Here is a 14,599-nt window from a genome sequence, read left to right as displayed (position 1 = left end):
ATTTCTTCTCCTGTCTATTTCAGAATGCGCCGGGCTTCGGCCATACGCTGGCAGATCGTGATGATTTGCACAGCGAAAAAAAATAAAGTAATTGCAGTTAAGTATGTTGAAAAAATAATCATTAGGGTAAAGAGAATAAAGCCTTCTGTTCTTTCAGCCAAGCCAGCCTGGTAATAGAACGACTTCATCCCTTGTTTATCGGACAAAGCACCTACCGTCAGGAACACGGTCATGGCAATGATGATGGAGACACTCAGCAGCAGCAATGCCCACATCGATTCGGGATAACGGAATGCCAACCCCACGATTACACTGATTTCCACCAAACGGTCAAAACTGATATCCAGCAAGGTCCCCCATGAAGATGGTTTGGTTTTGCGTGCCATGGTGCCGTCAACGACATCGAGGTAGCCGGAAAACCAAAGAACAAAAACAGCCCAGAAAGGCTGGTCCAGGTAAATGAAAACACCTGAAGACATGCCGATAGCAAAAGCGATTTTTGTAACGCTGTCGGCCGTGAAACCCTTTGACAGCAAGAAATCAGCCGACTTTTCTACGGACGGTTGAACATGTTTTCGAGCGTGAGTATCCAGCATTAAGTTCACCTTTTTCATTTTCAAGTTACTTTCAGTATAGTATATGTTCCTGATTCAAACCCGTAATCCCACTCGAAGGCGAAGAAGGGGATTTCATTTTTTCTCGCGATCCGAGTCTGATTAGGAGTAAGTTTTTTTAGTAGTTTGTTAAGATGATACTAATTTAGAAAAAGAAAGGAAATGGTAAAGATGGTAAAAAAATATGATATCGCAATAATTGGAGCTGGCGCAGCCGGTTTGACAGCTGCATTTACAGGAGCGGGATTCTCGAAAAAAGTGGTTTTGATCGACAAGAACTTACCGGGCGGAGAATGTACTTGGTCAGGCTGTATTCCAAGTAAATCGCTGATCAATACGGCAAAAGAAGTCCATCATGCCAAAAAATATTCACCCAACCTCCAAATCGATACATCAGTCGTCCTGAAAGATATCCAGGAAGTGATACAGAAAGTTTATGCGGGGGAATCACCGGAAGTGCTGAAACAATCCGGCATTGATTTCATCAACGGCTATGCCAAGTTTGTGGGTCCGCATGCAGTAGAAGTGGATGGCGAACGCATTGAAGCGAAGAAGTTTATCCTTTCCACAGGCTCTTCACCGATGGTACCGCCAATCGAAGGACTGGATAAAGTGTCGTATTTGACGAATGAAACCATCTTTACCCAGAAATCATTCCCGAAATCCATGACCATACTCGGCGGTGGGGCCATCGGCGTCGAAATGAGCCAGGCATTGAACCGCATCGGCGTGAAAGTGACGCTGGTCGAGAAATTCGAACGAATCCTGCCGAAAGATGAAGAAGAATTGGTCTTGATGATCCAACAGCGTTTGATCAATGAAGGTGTAACGATCCATACGGGTGCTACTGCTGTTAAAGCTAATCAACAAGGCGGTCAAATCGATTTGACAATTGAAAAAGACGGCAAAGAAACGACGGTAACCGGAGAAGGGCTTTTGGTGGCGCTTGGGCGCAAAGCCAATGTCAAAGGCTACAATCTGGAAAAAGCAGGCGTTGAATACGATTCAAAAAGCATCCAAGTGGATGACCATATGGAAACTACCGCTAAAGGCATCTATGCCATCGGTGACGTCGTCGGACCTTACCAGTTGTCCCATATGGCCAATGCGCAGGGCATTACGGCTACGCAAAACGCCATCTTGCCTATCAACAGAAAAATGGATTACGAGCATGTGACGTGGTGTACATACACGGATCCAGAACTCGGCAGATCCGGTTTATCCGAAGAGGAGGCGCGTGAAAAACACGGCGACTCGATCCGGGTTTATGAACACGATTACGCTGACATCGATCGTGCCAATACCAAAAAAGACAGCATTGGCAAAGTGAAAATCATTCTGGATAAAAAAGGTTACATTTTAGGGGCGAGCATTCTCGGTGATCGTGCCGGGGAAATCATCAGCCAGATCCAGACCATCAAATCCCTGCACATCAACATGGGCAAACTGTCTGGTGTCATCCATCCCTATCCGACTTACAGCGAAGTGCTGGTGAAGATCGGTAAGAAAGTCTATGTCGATAACTTGTTGAACCAACCGGTCGTCAAAACATTCAACAAAGCGAAAGCTGGAGAAATTCCAGCAGAAAAAGTCGCCATTTACGGAGCGGCAACTGCAGCTGGGATCGGCATCGCGAACATGGCCATCAAAAACAACGTTAAACCGAAACTCGGCGTAGAAAACGGCCGTCTGAAAGAAATGCCGTCAACACCAAACGCCGTGTCATCCCAGTCTAGTTCTAAAGACAAATTTGTTCCTGCGTGGCCATATAATGGCACGAAAAGCCAGGCGAAAAAGAACTTGATCGGCATGTTGAAAGGCTATGAAGGTGTGACGATCGCCCAAAACGACGAAAATTACGTATACGCTGTCGCGAAATCCAAAACGATGCGCTTTAAAGACGACATCGAATTTTATTTTAACGATGCTGACCAACGAATCGAATTCCGTTCAGCTTCACGAATCGGCTATTCAGACGCAGGCGTCAACCGAAAACGCTACGATGAAATGAAAAACCGGTATTACAACATCTCGGCGCATACGCGCAATTCATGAAAAAAGGCACCGCTCCAAAAATCGGGAAATGGTTGCTGGCAGCCGCCGCCATCGTCCTGATTATCTGGTTGAGCCGTTCCGTTTTTGATGTTGACGCAAATGGCCTCCGCCGCTGGATTTTATCATTCGGCTTTTGGGCACCGGCCATCTATATGCTGATTTATACCATCAGGCCATTGGTCTTTTTCCCGGCATCGGTACTGTCGATTGCTGGCGGCCTGGCGTTTGGCGCCTGGCAAGGTACGTTCTACACCATTATCGGAGCGACACTCGGAGCTATGCTGTCCTTTATTATCGCAAAATCAGTAGGGAAAAGCCTGGTCCGCAAAGAATGGACTGGGAATGCCGGGAAAATCCAATCGCAAATGGAACAAAACGGCTTTCTCTATGTTCTGTTGTTCCGCTTTATTCCGGTCATCAATTTCGACTTGATCAGCTACGCAGCCGCATTCGCGAAAGTTCGTTTTGGATCTTTTGCCTTAGCGACATTGATTGGTATCATTCCAGGTACCTTCGCCTATAATTTCTTAGGGAGCAGTTTTATCAGCGGAAATCCACGGATTATTATTTTGGCGGTCCTGGTTTTTGCCGTTTTGACCGCAGTTCCGATTTTGATTCGCAATAAATGGAATAAAAAGCAATAGCTCGACGGATAAAGTGAATTTACTAAGCGTTTAGGAAGTGGAAAGAGTGAAAAAGTTTACATTGTTAATGCCAGGTTTGGTGGCACTTACACTAGCTGCATGTTCTGATGAAAACGGGAGCGGGGCAGCGGAAGAAAAAGGCAGCTTATTGACGGACGACTGGAACGAAGTTTCAGAAGCGGCTAAGGGGCAAGAAGTCAATATGTACATGTGGGGCGGGAACGATAACATAAACCGCTACCTCGATGAATGGGTGGCTCCCCGATTGAAAGAAGAGCTTGATGTTGAATTGACCCGTGTGCCTGTGAATGACGCGCAGGACATCATCAATCAATTGGTTGATGAAAAAGCCGCCGGCAAGAATGAAGGCAGCATGGACATCATTTGGATCAACGGCGAAAATTTCAAAGCCGCCAAAGACAATGAATTGCTGTGGGGAGATTTCAGCGGCCAGTTGCCGAATTTTAATGACTATGTTGATGCAGAAGCCCCGGAAATTGCAACCGATTTCGGGGAAGCTGTCGACGGGCTTGAAGCGCCGTGGGGCAAAGCCCAATTTGTTTTTGTCCACGATGAAATGAAGTCGGAAAACCCACCGAAATCAATGGAAGAACTGGCCGAATGGGTCAAAGAAAATCCTGGCCAATTCACTTACCCTGCCTTGCCTGATTTTACAGGAAGTGCATTTATCCGCCACGTGCTCTATGAAACGACGGGCGGTTATGAACAATACCAGCAGCCTGCCGCAGACATCGAAGACTTGGAAGCACGTCTGGAACCGATGTGGCAGTACTTGAATGAAATTGAGCCTTATTTATGGCGTGAAGGAGCAACTTATCCTGAAAGCCTGGCCAAGCAAGATCAATTGTTTGCGAGCGGTGAAATCGGAATGACCATGAGTTATGATCCGGCGCTAGCTGCCAGCGAAGTATTGAAAGGGCGATTCCCCGAATCCACGCGCACATTCGTGCTGGAAGGCGGAACACTGTCCAATACGCATTTCCTGTCGATTCCTTTTAATTCTTCTGATAAAGCGGGAGCAATGGTGGCCATCAACGAAATGATGTCGCCGGAAGCCCAAACCGCTAAACTGTCTCCTGAAAACTGGGGAGATCTGTCGGCGTTGGATTTGGAGAAACTGTCTCCTGAACAACAAGACGCCATGAATAATGTGGACATGGGCGAGGCAACTCTTCCATTAGAAGACCTGGAAGAACACCGCCTTCCTGAATTGTCTGCAGATTATATCGAAATTATCGAAAAAGGTTGGATGGAAAATGTGGCAAAAGAGTAAGCCTTATCTTTTGCTGCTGCCAGCCATCGGCACCATTGTCCTCCTGTTTTTTGGAGGACTTTTTGATGGGCTGCTGAAAAGCCTCGGCTATTTTCCGGCAATCGGGGAAACCGGTTTTGAACTGACCGCCTATACGGAGTTGTTCCGCTCTTCTGCATTTTGGGAATCCTTATCCTTGACCGTACGTGTGGCCGCCTTGTCGTCTCTGATTTCAGCCGTATTGGGTGCAGCCATTGCGGTGTCGCTTTTTATGCTGAATGAATCTGCAAAGTCGCGAAATACACAACTCTGGCACCGAATGTTCCAATTGCCGTTAACCATACCACATCTGGTCGGCGGCTATATTATTGTGCTGCTCTTTATGCAAAGCGGTTTTATGTCAAAGATTTTCGCAAACTTTGGATGGATCGGGGAAATCCAGGAGTTTCCCGTGCTGGTCAATGATCCATTCGGCTGGGGCATTATTTTAACCTATGCCTGGAAAGAGGCCCCTTTTGTATCTTTGATGATTTATCCGGTATTGTCTCGGATCCACCGGTCGTGGCGTGATGTATCCCGTGTCTACGGTGCAGGAAACTGGAGTTTTATCCGTGAAATTGTCCTGCCTGCGATCTTGCCGGCATGGACGATTGCGGCATTCATCGTTTTTGTTTTCACGTTTTCTGCTTTTGAGGTTCCATTCCTGTTGGGGGTAACGTACCCAAGCATGTTGCCGGTCTATTCGTATCAACTCTACACAAGCGGTACATTGGCGGACCGGCCGGAAGCGTTAGCTGTGAATATCATCTTGGCGGCTTTAACCATTTTATTGGGGCTGGTCGTTTATTATTTCAGCAAACGCTGGAATGTAATGAAGGGGTGGGATTGATGAATAAACCCCGAGTCTTATTAAAAACTTTTTTATTCATTCTTTTATTCATAGTCATTGGTCTACCGTTTATCCCGTTGGTACTGTCGAGTCTGTCGTTTGGCTGGCAATGGCCGCACATTCTGCCTGAGTCATTCAGTTTCCGTGCCTGGGAATATGTGCTATTTGGAAGCTCCGGTACGTGGCAAGCCGTTTGGATGAGCTTATTAATTGCATTTACCGTCACGGCTGTGAATATTCTGCTTGCAATACCCGCTGCCATTGCTCTTGTTCGCCATCAACTCCGCGCCAAATGGCTTTGGGAAGCGATCCTTTTTGCACCGATTGTGATTCCGCCTTTTGTTGCGGTGATGGGCATCCATTTGACGTTTCTGAGATTGGGACTGACGGAAACCATCTGGGGTGTAGTCCTGGCGCATATCTCACCGACTTTGCCTTATGTGGTGCGAGCGATCATCATCAGCTATTCCACTTTGTCAGTTGATTGGGAAAATCAGGCACGCATGCTTGGGGCTGGCCCGGTTTCACGTTTTTATTATGTAGTGCTGCCGCATCTGTTGCCAGGCATTGCTGCGGGGGCCAGCTTAAGCGTCCTGATTTCTTTAAGCCAGTACTTGATTACCTTCATCATCGGGTCCGGCCAAGTGGTGACGTTGCCTATACTGTTGTTCCCGTTCATCAGTGGTGGGGATCCGGCAGTTGCTTCCGCTTATTCCTTGCTGTTTGCGGGCATCGCCATCGTGACTTTGGCCGTAATGGATACCGCTTTGAAAAAATACTATCAAAACAAGAAAACCGCCATAGAGAAGGGCTAAAGGAGTGGGACGATGAGCGATCTGCGCATCATCAATCTTGAAAAACAATACAGCCAGACGCCAAAAAAGAAAAATCCGGCATTTTCTTTGAAGCCGGTCGATCTGACCATAAACGAAGGCGAGTTTTTTTCTCTGCTTGGCCCTTCTGGGTGCGGCAAAACAACGCTTTTGAAACTGGTGGCAGGCCTGGTGCAGCCGGACGCAGGCGAAATCTGGATAGGAGACGCCAATATAACGGCAGTTCCACCCGAAGCCAGAAGATTCGCCATGGTGTTTCAGCAATCCCTGCTGTTTCCGCATATGACAGTGGAGGACAATGTGGGCTTCGGTTTAAAAATGCAGAAAATCGGCAAAAAACAGCGCTTGGCCCAGGCGCGTGACATGCTTGTTCATGTCGGGCTCGACGGGTTCGGCAGCCGCTTTCCGGATCAATTGAGCGGCGGCCAGCAGCAGCGTGTAGCATTGGCAAGAGCCTTGGTATCCAACCCGCGTGTCTTGCTGATGGATGAACCGTTCAGTGCCTTGGATCCCGGCCTTCGGGAAGAAATGAGGGACCTGCTCAGCCGCATCCATAAAGAATTTCGTGTTACGGTGCTGTTCGTTACCCATGACCGTGAAGAAGCTTTCCATTTGTCCGACCGAATCGGAGTCATGAGCGAAGGACGTTTGCTGCAGGTTGGAAAGGCGAAAGACATCTATGAACAGCCCGAAAGCAAGAAAGTTGCCAGATTCCTTGGACTGAAAAATATCATTGAAGGGAACGTTGCAAACGGCCGCTTCGCTTCAATGGATCAGGCCATTGAATTTCCGGTAGGCGAGAGCATTAAGTCAGGTGCTTCCTACATGGTATTGCGCCCGGAAATGTTGAAGGCAGCCCATCGCCATGACTTGCAGTCCCCTGATTCCTTGTACTTAAGGGGAACGATACAGCAGCTGCGCTTTAACCACGGATTCTATACAGCAACCGTACAAGTTGAGGGACATCAATTGGAAAGCCATTTTTCCAACCAAGAAGCCGAGGGCATGGCCGTCGGACAGGAAATTCTGTTGGTGGTTGAGCTGGATGCAATTCATTTAACTTCTGAATAAGTTTATGAATAATAATGAATAAAAGCCGGTACTCTAAATGAGTGCCGGCTTTTATTGATATTCGTATATATTCACTCAGGGTTTTCGAGACTGCGAAAATTCAATGAATAATTTGTTGGATGATATTATTTGTTATTCGTGAATAATTTAATGAATAGAATTATTTGTTCTCGCTCTAATTTAACAGCAGTTATTTCCCGCTCCGGCAATGGTGAATGTTAACGGCCGGCTGCTGCAGACGCCTGTTTCAGGCAAATCCAATTCAACGCGCACTGCTGCTTCGTAATCGCCTGAAAGGTGGGCAACGACAGAACGGGCTTGTTCAAAGCCGGTGGCCATCAAGAAGGTAGGCGCCCGTCCGTAGCTTTTCGCACCGATAATATAGAAGTTTTTTTCCGGCTGGCGCAGTTCCCGTTCGCCATGTGGCCGCACCGTGCCGCAGCTATGGACGTTCGGGTCAATGAGCGGCGCCAGTGCAGGCACACTTTCAGAAGCTGGATCAAATGCATAGCGGATCTCACGCAAGAAATCAAAGCTTGGGCGGGAACCGGTATTGGCGATTACCCGGTCGAATGGGCCAAGCTCCAGTTCTTCGCCATATCGAAATGCTGTCAGTATGGCCAGGCCATTGCCTAACTGCGCGGACTGGATAAAGCAGGATGTCAGCACATCGATTTGCCCAGCATCCAGCAATGCTTTGACTCGTTGCCCAAGTGCTCCACGCTCCGGCAATTGGTCAGCGTCTCCGCCGCCTAAAGCCTCTTCAACCGAAGATTTCCGGACAATCCATGTAATCTGCGTTTCTGGAAATGCCGCTTTCAGGCCGACCAAATCCAACAAGGAATTCAAAGCGGAGTGGCCGCTGCCGACTACCGCAATCCGTTTGTTTTCATAATGCTTTTGGTCCTCTCCAAGAATCGCTGGAATACCGTAATCCACTAATCCTGAAGTTTTGTCCGCCACACCGCCAGACACGATCGGATTGGGGTTTTGCCACGTACCGGTTGCATCGATGACTGCACGTGCCAATACGGTCCGGCGTTCACCGGATCCGATTTCGATAAGCAGTTCGAATGGTTTTTCTTCACGGCCGGCTGTTTTCATTTTATCCAATCCTTGCCGCTGCACATGAACAACTCGGCTGTTCAAGTGGATAAAAGGCTCCAGTTCCGGCAGTTGGCCAAGCGGCTGGAGGTATTGCTGGGCGATTTCCCGTCCATAAGGCAGCCGGTCCGGATCCGGCAAAGCGATTCCATGCTCTTTGAATAAAGCTTTGGAAGCCGCGTCAATATTATAGCGCCATGTGGAAAACAAACGGACATGGCCGTATTCAAGAAAATGTGTCCCAAGTCCGGAACCGGCTTCAAATAAGACGAATGGCTGCTTGTACTGGACCAGCTGAGCGGCCGCTGCTAACCCTGCAGGTCCGCCCCCGATAATTGCTATGGGTAAAGTGGTGGTCATTTTAAAGGACTCCTTTTATTTTAAAAATTGATGATCCTATATCGCTTTCTGTCCATGCAAAACATCATTGGCTGAATCGGACATTCATGTCACGTTGATGAGGGAGCTGTACAGCTGCTTAGGGAGCAGGCGTTCCATTTCAACGGATTCCAGCGCGTAATAGCTCCATGTTCCTTTGGTTTCCTTAGTCAAAAGGCCGGCATTCAACAGAATCTTCAAATGGTAGGATAGCTTTGATTGAGGCATTGCCATCTCTTCAACAAGATCGCAGACACAGACAGAACCTTTCTTTCCGATCAGTTTCAGCAATTCCAGCCGTTTCGGATCGGCCAGAGCTTTGAATTGTATGGCATAGGTTTCGTAATCTGCAGGAGCTCTGAGTTCTTTTTCCAGCTGGTAAGCCATGCTTAACAAACCTTTCATTAAATCAATTTTATTTGATGAATCAAGTATAGAACTCTAAACAGCTGTTTTCAAGCTTTAAATCAAATTTTCTTGATTTAAGGATTGAATCTTTATCGCAATTGACTTATATAACGAAATGGTTATATACTGAAATCAAAGGAGTGGATCTTCATGGAGACTTTAGCAAAAACAACTGCAGCTGACGTCACGGCTTGCCTGAAAGCCGTCAGCGATCCCACACGCCTGCTGATGATGAAGCTGGTGGAGACCAATGAACTATGTGTCTGCCAGTTTGTCGAGATGTTCGGCATGAGCCAGCCGGCCATCAGCCAGCACCTGCGTAAGCTGAAACAAGCAGGACTGGTGAAAGAAAACAGAAAAGGGCAATGGCGCTTTTATTCCTTGAACCAGGATTCGGTGCATGCGCCGCTGCTGCAGAATATTTTGAGCCATATTGAAGAGGCAGACCCCCAGCTATTAGCGCTGCGCGCCAAAGAAGCTCCAGTGGATTGCTGCTGATAAGAAGAGAATCGCAGACAAAAATAAGCGGCTGCCAAAAGCTGCTCAATTGAGGAGAACCTAATTATGCCGAAAAAAACGATTTATTTTTTATGTACCGGAAATTCCTGCCGCAGCCAAATGGCTGAAGGCTGGGCGAAACAACATTTAGCTGGAGAGTGGGATGTTTACAGTGCCGGCATCGAAGCTCATGGCTTAAATCCGAACGCGGTAAAAGCCATGAATGAAGTGGGCATCGACATCTCAACCCAAACTTCTGACATCATTGATCCAGAATTGTTGAATAGCGCGGATTTCGTTGTGACGCTTTGCGGCGATGCAGCCGATAAATGTCCGATGACTCCGCCTCACGTCAGACGTGAACATTGGGGCTTTGAAGATCCAGCGAAAGCACAAGGGACAGATGAAGAAAAATGGACAGTGTTCCAAACAGTCCGTGATGCAATCGGCACCCGTATCGAAACTTTTGCCAAAACGGGAAACTGAATGTTAAAGGAGAATGTCTGATGACTAAAGTGACGATATACGATCCAGCTATGTGCTGTGATACCGGTGTTTGCGGTCCGGTAGTAGACCCGAAACTGACTGCAGTGGCAGCCGCTGTTTTTTCGTTGGATAAAAAAGGCTTCGACATCAAGCGGTTTAATTTAGGGACTGACCCTGCTGCTTTTGTGGAAAATAAAACGGTCAATGCGCTATTGTTCGACAAAGGTGTCGAATCGTTGCCGCTCACAATCGTTGATGGGGAAGTGGCTAAAACCGGAGAATACCCGACTGCCCAGGAATTTGCTGCCTGGTTCAAAGTGGAGGAAACGGAATTGCAGCCGGTTAAACAACCCGGGATTCCACTGAACGTCAAAATTGCATCATCCGGTGCAAAATGACCGGCGATATCTTTAAACCGGCTGATATCAGCGGAACACCATTTTTGTTTTTCACAGGCAAAGGCGGAGTCGGCAAGACTTCCACTGCGTCTGCTACTGCTGTCGCTTTAGCGGATTCCGGCAAACGGGTACTGTTGGTAAGTACGGACCCGGCTTCCAACCTGCAGGACGTTTTTAATGTGGAACTGACCAACGAACCACAGGCGATAGAAGGGATCCAGAACTTGTTCGCCTGCAACCTCGATCCGGAAGAAGCGGCGCGCGCCTACCGGAATTCAGTGGTGGGGCCTTACCGCGGCAAATTGCCGGAAGCGGTCATCAAAGGGATGGAAGAGCAGTTGTCCGGTGCCTGCACGGTAGAAATCGCGGCATTCGACGAATTCACCAAGCTCTTGGCCGACAAACGCGTCATGGACGATTACGATCATATTCTTTTTGATACGGCACCGACCGGCCATACCTTGCGGCTCTTGAAGCTGCCGACTGCCTGGAGCGGATTTTTGGATGAGTCCACACATGGGGCGTCTTGCCTCGGGCCGCTCGCTGGACTGGATGCCAAAAAGGAACTGTATGCCAGTACTATGGATGCATTGTCCGATCCGAGCCAGACTGCATTGATCCTGGTGGCGCGTCCGGACACGGCTTCGTTCAAGGAAGCTGCCCGTGCGTCCCAGGAGCTTCAATCCATCGGCATCGAGAATCAGCTGCTGATTTTGAACGGTATCTATTCTCCGAAACAAAACGAAGACCCGGTGTCACAGGCGTTTGCCCTTCAGCATCACCAGGCTTTGCAGCAAATGCCTCAAGCTTTGAAGAACTTGCCGGCACACAGACTGCCGTTCGTGGCATTCCCATTGACCGGCATCACGAACTTGCGGCGTTTGTTCACTCAACCGGATTGGCGTCCCGAACCACTGGAAATTGGGGAGCAACTGCCAGCCGGACTTGAACAGTTGAAGGATTTAGTCGACCATTATTCAGTGAACAATACACGTGTCATTTTGACAATGGGCAAAGGCGGAGTCGGCAAGACAACGGTTGCATCGCTGCTTGCGGTCGGTCTGGCTGAAAAAGGCCATCCTGTGCACTTGACGACAACCGATCCTGCGGCGCATTTGGCGGACCGCTTTGAAGGAACCGGCGGTGATCGGTTGACGGTTTCCCGCATCGATCCGGAGCTTGAAATCGAAGCCTACAAATCACAAGTTTTGGCAGCGGCAGGTCCGCTTGACGAGGAAGCACGAGCTTATTTGGAAGAAGATCTGCGTTCACCGTGCACCGAAGAAATTGCAGTGTTCCGTGCGTTCGCGGAAGTGGTCGCTAAAGCGGACAACGAAATCGTCATCATCGATACGGCGCCAACAGGGCATACTTTATTGCTGCTGGATGCGGCACAGACCTACCACAAGGAATTGGCACGCTCGACTGGAGAAGTTCCGCAAAGCGTCCAAAACCTGTTGCCGCGCCTGCGCAATCCAGAAGAAACCGATGTTCTGCTCGTTACCTTGCCGGAAGCGACTCCGGTTTTTGAAGCAACTCGCCTGCAGAAAGACTTAGAGCGTGCAGGAATCGTTGCGAAAAACTGGGTCATCAACCAAAGCCTGGGAGGGACAGGAACAATGGAAGCTCTTCTGCAAGCCAAAGCCCAAAGTGAATGGCCGTGGATTCAAAAAGTCAGCCGTGAGCTTGCTGCGCGCACGGCGCTGATCCCATGGCAGGCACAGGACAGCATCGGCTATGATAAAATGAAGAGACTCATCACAACAGAAAAGGGGATTTTTTAATGAACATCACACAACCGGCAAAAGACATGCTGTTGGAATCCATGAAAGAAAATGCAGCACAAGGCATCCGTTTTTATTTCGCGGGGCAAGGCTGTTGCGGGCCGCAATTCGGCTTGTCGATGGACGCGCCGGAACAAGGCGACGTCATCAAGCAAATCAACGGCATCCAAGTTGCGCTTGACGAACGCGTCAGCACGATGGTGGAAGAAGTGTCGCTTGATTTCAAAGACGGCGGACTGGTGCTTGAAGGTCTTCCTGAAAACAATTGTTAAAATGGCCATAATGAATTTCCAAACCGGAAGCCCGATAAACGGAGCTTCTGGTTTTTTCTTTGGTCGTCCGAATTGTCGAGCGATTCCGAAAACTGTATTGACACAGTTAAGGGCACTACCTATACTTGATATATAACAGTGAAGCAATTTACAGACGAAAGGGGATTTACTTATGCTGGCAACTTTAACACCACTCGATTGGAAGCGCCGTGCAGTCAAATACTACCCGGAGAAAATTGCGGTCATCGATGGAGACAAGAAATTTACATACAAAGAATTCGGAAACCGGGTGGACCGGCTTTCCATCGCCTTACATAATGCCGGCATCAAAGAAAAAGAACATGTGGCGGTCATGCTGCCGAATAACCATGCGATGCTGGAATGCTTTTATGGCATCCCACCGCTGGGGGCAGTCATCGTCCCGCTCAATTACCGCCTGTCGACAAAAGATTTGGCGTACATTTTAAAGCATAGCGATGCCAAAATGTTGATTGTCGATGCGGAATTCGGCAAATTGATCGAAGAAATCCAAGACGAACTGCCGATCGAAAAGTACATCATCGTTCCGGTAGAAGGCTGTGAATCAGCGATCAAAGGCGTCGATTACGAAGAGTTTATCGGTGAAGTGCCGCAAGATGCCAAAGTTCCGACGGTAGAATTGGATGAAAATCAGATGCTGTCCTTGAACTACACAAGCGGCACGACATCCAATCCGAAAGGGGTTATGCAGACCCACCGCACGAATTACATGAATGCGGCAAACTTCCTGCATCACTTGGAAATCAAATACGATGATGTTTATTTGCATACCTTGCCGATGTTCCATACAAACGGCTGGGGCGGCGTCTGGGCAATTACGGCTGCGGGCGGTACTCATGTCTGCTTGCGCAAAGTCGATCCGCCATTGATTCTTGATCTTTTCGAGAATCACGGCATCACTTCACTTTGTGGAGCACCGACAGTCGTCAATATGCTGGTCAATGACCCGAAAGCGAAAGAAATCGAACTCAAGCAAAAAATCCGTATGGGAACAGCGGGAGCGCCTCCTGCGGCGGCATTGATCGCCAAAGCACAAAGCATCCTCAGCTTGAATATGATGCATGTGTATGGATTGACGGAAACGTCGCCGTTCATTCTATACTGCGAATGGAAAAATGAATTCAATGACCTCGATCCTGAACAACAGGCTTCCATCAAAGCACGTCAAGGCATCGAGCTGGCATTCAACGGGGAAACCAAAGTCGTCAACCAGGAAGACGGCGAAGAAGTTGCATGGAACGGCAAGGAACTGGGAGAAATCGTCACTCGCGGCAATGTCGTAATGGCCGGTTATTACAAAGATCCGGAGAAAACGGCAGAAGCGATCCGTGACGGCTGGTTCTATACAGGCGACTTGGCGGTTACTCATCCGGATGGCTTTATCGAAATCCAGGACCGGATTAAGGATATGATCATTTCTGGAGGCGAAAACATTTCTTCTACTGAAATCGAAGGTGTACTGTACAAGCATCCGGCGATTGCCGAAGTTGCTGTCATCGCGGTTCCGGACGAAAAATGGGGAGAAGTCCCGAAAGCCATCATCGTCCTGCATAAAGGAGCGGAAGTGACCGAAAAAGAAATTCTGGACTATACCCGTGAAAATATGTCCCGTTTCAAAGTACCGAAATCCGTAGATTTTGTAGAAGCTTTGCCGAAAACGGCGACGGGCAAACTGCAGAAATTCCAATTGCGTGAAATGTACTGGGGCGGCGGCAAAAAAGTAAATTGATTGAAAGTAGACAGGCGAAGAGAAATCTTCGTCTGTTTTTATTGGTTGTTTAAAGATTCGGAAAGTTCGTTTGACAGGCAGGAGCTGCATTCCTATACTAAAATAGACAAGCTTTACCATAGAT

Annotated in this window: 15 protein-coding genes; 12 read left to right on the top strand and 3 right to left on the bottom strand. The window is 48.4% G+C overall.

The window, feature by feature from the left end; genetic code table 11:
* Positions 1-14: 14 nt before the first annotated feature.
* On the bottom strand, positions 15-596 hold the full coding sequence (locus tag QMA01_RS05090; protein ID WP_191715731.1) for a CDP-alcohol phosphatidyltransferase family protein: 582 nt from the start codon (positions 594-596) through the stop codon (positions 15-17).
* 189 nt (positions 597-785) lie between these two features.
* Between QMA01_RS05090 and QMA01_RS05085 the strand changes: the two genes are divergently transcribed.
* The 6 genes from QMA01_RS05085 to QMA01_RS05060 are packed head-to-tail and all read left to right on the top strand — an operon-like array spanning position 786 to position 7,379.
* A complete protein-coding gene (locus QMA01_RS05085; RefSeq protein WP_191715730.1) occupies positions 786-2,669 on the top strand; it encodes an FAD-dependent oxidoreductase in 1,884 nt (627 codons plus the stop codon).
* Complete coding sequence (locus QMA01_RS05080; protein WP_191715729.1) at positions 2,666-3,313, top strand: TVP38/TMEM64 family protein; 648 nt, start codon at positions 2,666-2,668, stop codon at positions 3,311-3,313. Before QMA01_RS05085 ends, QMA01_RS05080 begins: the two co-directional genes overlap by 4 nt.
* A gap of 46 nt (positions 3,314-3,359) precedes the next feature.
* Entirely contained in the window at positions 3,360-4,607 is a 1,248-nt protein-coding gene (locus QMA01_RS05075; RefSeq protein ID WP_290214458.1) for an ABC transporter substrate-binding protein, read from the top strand.
* Positions 4,591-5,475 (top strand): ABC transporter permease, encoded by an 885-nt coding sequence (locus QMA01_RS05070; protein WP_203339936.1) that lies wholly within the window; start codon positions 4,591-4,593, stop codon positions 5,473-5,475. Before QMA01_RS05075 ends, QMA01_RS05070 begins: the two co-directional genes overlap by 17 nt.
* Positions 5,475-6,290 (top strand): ABC transporter permease, encoded by an 816-nt coding sequence (locus QMA01_RS05065; protein ID WP_290184882.1) that lies wholly within the window; start codon positions 5,475-5,477, stop codon positions 6,288-6,290. The genes QMA01_RS05070 and QMA01_RS05065 overlap by 1 nt, the downstream gene beginning before the upstream one ends.
* 12 nt (positions 6,291-6,302) lie before the next feature.
* On the top strand, positions 6,303-7,379 hold the full coding sequence (locus tag QMA01_RS05060; protein ID WP_290214457.1) for an ABC transporter ATP-binding protein: 1,077 nt from the start codon (positions 6,303-6,305) through the stop codon (positions 7,377-7,379).
* Positions 7,380-7,559: 180 nt separating this feature from the next.
* On the opposite strand, the gene QMA01_RS05055 is transcribed toward QMA01_RS05060, so the two are convergent.
* Positions 7,560-8,843: an NAD(P)-binding domain-containing protein gene (locus tag QMA01_RS05055; RefSeq protein WP_191715725.1), complete on the bottom strand. Its 1,284-nt coding sequence runs from the start codon at positions 8,841-8,843 to the stop codon at positions 7,560-7,562.
* A gap of 84 nt (positions 8,844-8,927) precedes the next feature.
* Entirely contained in the window at positions 8,928-9,248 is a 321-nt protein-coding gene (locus tag QMA01_RS05050; protein WP_191715724.1) for an ArsR/SmtB family transcription factor, read from the bottom strand.
* Positions 9,249-9,419: 171 nt separating this feature from the next.
* Here QMA01_RS05050 and QMA01_RS05045 point away from each other — a divergent pair, with 171 nt between their 5' ends.
* The 6 genes from QMA01_RS05045 to QMA01_RS05020 all read left to right on the top strand — a co-directional run bounded on the left by QMA01_RS05045 (position 9,420) and on the right by QMA01_RS05020 (position 14,475).
* The gene (locus QMA01_RS05045) at positions 9,420-9,767 is read left to right on the top strand and encodes an ArsR/SmtB family transcription factor (protein ID WP_191715723.1); all 348 of its coding nucleotides are present in this window, start codon (positions 9,420-9,422) and stop codon (positions 9,765-9,767) included.
* 66 nt (positions 9,768-9,833) lie between these two features.
* A complete protein-coding gene (arsC, locus tag QMA01_RS05040) occupies positions 9,834-10,253 on the top strand; it encodes an arsenate reductase (thioredoxin) (RefSeq protein WP_191715722.1) in 420 nt (139 codons plus the stop codon).
* Positions 10,254-10,273: 20 nt separating this feature from the next.
* Positions 10,274-10,651 carry an arsenite efflux transporter metallochaperone ArsD gene (gene arsD / locus QMA01_RS05035; RefSeq protein ID WP_290214456.1) on the top strand — a complete coding sequence of 126 codons (378 nt, stop codon included), beginning with the start codon at positions 10,274-10,276 and terminating at the stop codon, positions 10,649-10,651.
* Complete coding sequence (arsA, locus tag QMA01_RS05030; protein WP_290214455.1) at positions 10,648-12,435, top strand: arsenical pump-driving ATPase; 1,788 nt, start codon at positions 10,648-10,650, stop codon at positions 12,433-12,435. The genes arsD and arsA overlap by 4 nt, the downstream gene beginning before the upstream one ends.
* A complete protein-coding gene (locus tag QMA01_RS05025) occupies positions 12,435-12,707 on the top strand; it encodes an iron-sulfur cluster assembly accessory protein (protein ID WP_191715719.1) in 273 nt (90 codons plus the stop codon). Before arsA ends, QMA01_RS05025 begins: the two co-directional genes overlap by 1 nt.
* Before the next feature lie 172 nt (positions 12,708-12,879).
* Positions 12,880-14,475, top strand: coding sequence for a long-chain-fatty-acid--CoA ligase (locus QMA01_RS05020; protein WP_290214454.1), 1,596 nt, complete (start codon positions 12,880-12,882; stop codon positions 14,473-14,475).
* Positions 14,476-14,599 lie beyond the last annotated feature (124 nt).

The organism is Planococcus notacanthi (genome assembly GCF_030407825.1).
Taxonomy (GTDB): Bacteria; Bacillota; Bacilli; order Bacillales_A; family Planococcaceae; genus Planococcus; species Planococcus notacanthi.
The sequence above is the reverse complement of the archived record's forward strand: the minus strand, read 5'-3'. Positions and strand labels throughout refer to the sequence as shown.